This window comes from Idiomarina sp. UBA3162 (assembly GCF_002364475.1).
Lineage (GTDB): Bacteria > Pseudomonadota > Gammaproteobacteria > Enterobacterales > Alteromonadaceae > Idiomarina.
On sequence record NZ_DEYI01000106.1, the window covers coordinates 4,557 to 9,543 of the forward strand.

The 4,987-nt window shown below is 46.2% G+C and carries 4 protein-coding genes; all 4 read left to right on the forward strand.

Going from position 1 to position 4,987, the window contains the following annotated elements:
- The first annotated feature begins 199 nt into the window (after positions 1 to 199).
- The gene (gene rlmKL / locus B2X00_RS12340) at positions 200 to 2,329 is read left to right on the forward strand and encodes a bifunctional 23S rRNA (guanine(2069)-N(7))-methyltransferase RlmK/23S rRNA (guanine(2445)-N(2))-methyltransferase RlmL (protein WP_290487957.1); all 2,130 of its coding nucleotides are present in this window, start codon (positions 200 to 202) and stop codon (positions 2,327 to 2,329) included.
- A gap of 8 nt (positions 2,330 to 2,337) precedes the next feature.
- The gene (locus B2X00_RS12345) at positions 2,338 to 2,568 is read left to right on the forward strand and encodes a glutaredoxin family protein (RefSeq protein ID WP_290487959.1); all 231 of its coding nucleotides are present in this window, start codon (positions 2,338 to 2,340) and stop codon (positions 2,566 to 2,568) included.
- On the forward strand, positions 2,565 to 4,487 hold the full coding sequence (locus tag B2X00_RS12350; RefSeq protein WP_290487961.1) for an ATP-binding cassette ATPase Uup: 1,923 nt from the start codon (positions 2,565 to 2,567) through the stop codon (positions 4,485 to 4,487). Before B2X00_RS12345 ends, B2X00_RS12350 begins: the two co-directional genes overlap by 4 nt.
- Before the next feature lie 5 nt (positions 4,488 to 4,492).
- Positions 4,493 to 4,987: DUF3466 family protein (locus B2X00_RS12355; RefSeq protein ID WP_290487963.1), on the forward strand; the 495-nt coding region annotated here is incomplete at its 3' end.

Genomic DNA, 4,987 nt, shown 5'->3' on the forward strand with positions numbered 1-4,987 from the left:
AGACTGCTCCACCCCGCGTCCGATGTGGGATGCATAATATACACGTCCTCATGCTTACGCAAGCGCTTTTTTCAAATATACAGTTCAAATGCATAAAAAACACACATACCGAACAACCTTTGTTCAGTTCACAGGGTTTTAAAGACACATTGACCCAGAAACGCTATAATCGCGAGCAAATTACTGAATGGAATAAACTATGTTGCGTTTATTTGTATCCTGCGCGAAGGGCATGGAACAATTACTAGAAACTGAGCTAAAAACACTGGGTGCGCAGTCAATTACGGTGACTCAAGCTGGATGCTATGTGGATTCGGAACTGAAGCTCGCTTACACCATCGCGTTGTGGTCTCGGTTAGCCAGTCGCGTGCTGGTGGAGTTAGGTCGTGCAGAGACATTAAACGCAGAGCAGATTCAGCTAGCGATTAGCGTCTACGACTGGACTCAGGTAATGCGTGACACGCACAGCTTTGTGGTGGATTTTCATGGCACCAATGAGGAAATACGCAATACCCAGTTTGGTGCTCAGGTCGTTAAAGACGGTATCATTGATTTCTTCCGTGGTCGAAATGCACAACGCCCCAATGTTGATAAGCAAGTACCCGATATCCGCGTTAATGCGCGTTACCACAAAAATGAGCTCATTTGGTCACTTGATTTCTCCGGTGGCGGATTGCATCAACGTGGGTACCGTAAACAACAGGGTGAGGCGCCTTTACGTGAAACGCTTGCCGCAGCAGTGCTGATGCGTGCTGGGATTCAGCAGCAGTTAGAGCAGGATGAACCCGTCATTCTTGATCCGTTCTGTGGCTCGGGTACATTGGTTATTGAAGCGGCCATGATGGCGGCTGACCAAGCACCTGGATTAAATCGCCGTGACTGGGGCTTTTTGCGCTGGGTCGGGCATGACCGTAGCGTATGGCACAGCGTGCTTGAGGAGGCCGAACAGCGCTTTAAAACCGGCCGTAATGAAATGACAGCACGCTTTTATGCTAGTGACATGAACCCTAAGCTCATTGGTATTGCCAAAGAAAACGCCGCACGCTGCCAATTGGGTCAATTTATTCAGTTTGATACAGCTGATGCGTTGGATATCCAAGCACCTGCTAAACAAGGCTTACTCATTGCCAATCCGCCGTATGGTGAACGCCTAGGTGAAGAGGTTGAGACACTGCTTCTATATCGCCGTTTTGGTCGTCAGTTAAAGCAATCATTTTTAGGTTGGCAGGTTGCGCTACTGGCGGGAGATGAAAGCCTGCTGAAGCGATTAAAGTTACGGAGCCATAAAAAATATGCCTTTATGAATGGTCCTATTGCCACCACGCTGGCACTTTTCGACCTTACTAAAGAGCAAGTTGAATTTACAGAAAGTCAATCTGAAGATTTATCTAATAGACTTAAAAAGAATTACTCTAAACTTTCGAAATGGGCGCGTAAAGAGGGTTTAGACGCTTGGCGGGTGTACGATGCTGACTTGCCGGAATATAACGCAGCGATTGATATTTATGGTGATCACTTAGTGATACAAGAGTACGCACCACCGAAAACGATTCCTGATGCCGTTGCGACTGATCGTCTTTGGCACCTAGTGGAAATGGTCGCTGAGACACTGCCATTTAATTCAAGCAATATCGTACTCAAAGTACGTAAACGCCAGAAAGGACAAGAGCAATACGAGCGTCGCAATCGTCAGAAACAAGACAGCGTGATTTTTAATGTACAAGAGTACGGTGCTCAGTTTGAGGTCAACTTGACGGATTACTTGGATACGGGCTTATTCCTCGACCACCGCTTGGTGAGAAAGGAGCTGTTTGATAAGTGCGAAGATCTCGATGTGCTGAACTTATTTAGCTACACCTGTACTGCCTCTGTACAAGCGGCACTTGGCGGCGCGCATTCTGTCACATCAGTCGATATGTCAAAGACTTATCTTGCTTGGGGCGAGCGTAACTTCGATTTAAATGGTTTAAGGGGTGAACAATACGAGTTTATTCAGGCGGACTGTTTTACCTGGATGCGCGATCAGCGTGATGATCGACGTTACGACGTTATTTTTATCGATCCACCTACATTCAGTAATTCAAAACGCATGACCGGTACACTCGACATTCAGCGCGACCACGTAGGTTTAATCAAAACGGCTGGCCGTTTGCTAAACGAAGGTGGGGTGATCTTGTTCTCCAATAACCGTAAGAAATTTAAAATTGATGAAGAAGGGTTAGATAAAGCAGGTTATTCGGTCAATAACCAAACGGATGCCTCAATCCCAGAAGACTTCAAACGTCATAAGGGCATTCATCACTACTTCATTATTAGTAAAGAATACTAGGCGGAAGCGTGCTCTATTTACTAACTAAGCCTCATTGTCCTTTGTGCAACGAGGCATTATTGCTCATTAATCAACTAGACCTGGATGAGCCCATAGAATTAGGTGTGGTCGACATAAGCACCGATGAAGCGCTTCAAAAAGAGTATGGTTGGCTCGTGCCGGTATTGGTTGATGTCGATGATAACGAATTGCGTTGGCCTTTTGATGCGCAAAAGGCAAAGGAGTTTATTGAATCATGAGTTTGATACGCGTTCAGGATGCGCAGTTGGCTTTTGGCGCTGATGCCATTCTTGATCATGCTGAATTTATATTAGAGGCTGGCGAGCGAGTGTGTTTAGTCGGTCGTAATGGGGCGGGCAAATCGACTTTATTGAAAGTCATTGACCAAGAAATCAATCTTGATGACGGTCAGGTACAATATGTAGGCGATACGGTCGTCACACGTTTACCTCAAGATCCGCCCGCACAGTTAGAAATGTCAGTCTATGATTACGTTGCTCAGGCGCTTGCCGATGTGGGTGAAAAGCTTAATGAATTTAATCGCTTATCGAGTATGATTGCCGATGAGCCGAGTGATGAAATGATGAAAGCGCTCGATAACCTGCAAACTCAAATTGATGCACAAAATGGCTGGCAATTTGCGACACGTATCGAGCAAGTATTAACTCGTTTAAGTCTGCCAGCGGATGTATCTATGTCACAGCTATCTGGCGGTTGGTTGCGACGTGTCGCGTTGGCTCGGGCACTCGTTGTCGACCCCGATGTACTATTACTCGACGAGCCTACCAACCATTTGGATGTCGACATGGTGCAGTGGCTTGAGGAACAGCTACTGCAGTTTAATGGCGCTATTTTATTTATCAGCCATGACCGTGCTTTCATACGCAAACTCGCAACTCGTATCGTTGACTTAGACCGTGGCCATTTAACGTCCTTTCCTGGTAACTACGATAATTATATCGCGAAGAAGCAGGAGCTACTGGAGATTGAGCAGTCGCAAAATGCAGAGTTTGATAAGAAGCTTGCGGCTGAAGAAACCTGGATTCGGCAAGGCATTAAAGCCCGCCGTACACGCAATGAAGGCCGTGTACGAGCATTGCAGCAATTGCGTAAAGAGCGGGCACAACGACGCGAGTTGCAGGGCAGTGCGAAGATGCAAGTTAATCAGGCGCAGCGTTCTGGCAAGCGCGTGTTTGAGGGCGAGCACGTTGAATTGAGTTTTGATAAACCGATCATTCATGATCTCGACTTGCTGTTACAACGTGGCGATAAGGTAGCGCTTGTCGGTCCGAATGGATGCGGTAAGAGTACACTGATTAAAGTTATCTTGGGTGAACAGCGTGTTGATGCCGGCGCTATTAAACTCGGAACTAACCTAGAAGTAGCCTACTTTGACCAACACCGATCGCAACTCGATCCTGAGAAGTCAGTAATGGATAACGTGGGTGATGGTAAACAAGACATCGTATTCCAAGGTCGACCCCGCCATATCCTAAGTTATTTACAGGACTTCTTATTCAGCCCTAAACAATCGCGCACGCCGGTGCGTGCTTTATCCGGTGGTGAGCGCAACCGCGCGCTATTGGCCAAAATACTGCTCAAACCAAGCAATATTTTGGTACTCGATGAGCCTACCAACGATTTGGATATTGAGACGCTCGAGTTACTTGAGCAAATTATTGCCGACTACGAGGGCACAGTGTTATTGGTAAGCCACGACCGTGAATTCGTGGATAATACGGCGACCTCCGTTTTGTTATTTGAGGGTGAGGGTCAGATCACCGAGATTTTTGGTGGTTTTTCTGAGATTGAACACTATCTTGCGCGTAAAAGTTCACCTGATTATGGAACCAAATCGACTCCTAAAGAGTCTGACAAGCCGTCTACACAACAAAGTAACAACAAGGGTTCAGTAACTAAGCAGAAAAAGTTATCCTACAAGTTACAACGAGAACTCGATGAGTTGCCTGCAAAAATAGAACAGACAGAAACTGATATCGAAACACTGCAGCAACAAATGAATGAACCGGAGTTTTTCTCTCAACCCATCGATGTCACGCAGCCCGTGATGGAGCAGGCAGGGGCTCTTGAAGAGCAACTGATGAGCTACTTAGAGCGTTGGGAAGAACTCGAAAATTTATCAAAACAGAGTAGTTAACCGTGATGAAACCATTTTCTAAGCATTTATTGGTAGCGAGCGTATTGGCAGCCTGCAGTACCACTGCAGCCGCCGACACTTTTTCGATTGAAGAAATTGCAACGGCAGATAACTTCCGTAGTAGCTTTCCGCGTGACATGAACGAGCAAGGGTTCATTGTAGGTATCTCAAGCTTTCCGACCAATGTCGACATTGATTTAAGCCAATTAACAGCGGCACAGCTTGCCAGCCTTGGTATTACGGATATCGAAGAAGTTGAGGAGCTAACACCTGCACAATACGAATTTATCGTTAATTCGTTAGCGGCGAATACAAACAATAACTTCTTACAGAAACCCATCGCGCCTTATCAAGCGTTTCTGTACGACGGAATGACTTTACCGGTTTCTTTTTTTAATGAGCCGGAAGATGTTTCCACGATTACTTATCTGAATAGCATCAATGGTGCAAATACCGCTGTGGGTATGGGATACGGTGCGTATAAGCCCGTCGATTTTACC

Excerpts from the sequence above, each read along its gene's own strand:
- B2X00_RS12350 (WP_290487961.1), top strand. The coding sequence starts at position 2,565 with ATGAGTTTGATACGCGTTCAGGATGCGCAGTTGGCTTTTGGCGCTGAT.
- rlmKL (WP_290487957.1), top strand. The coding sequence starts at position 200 with ATGTTGCGTTTATTTGTATCCTGCGCGAAGGGCATGGAACAATTACTA.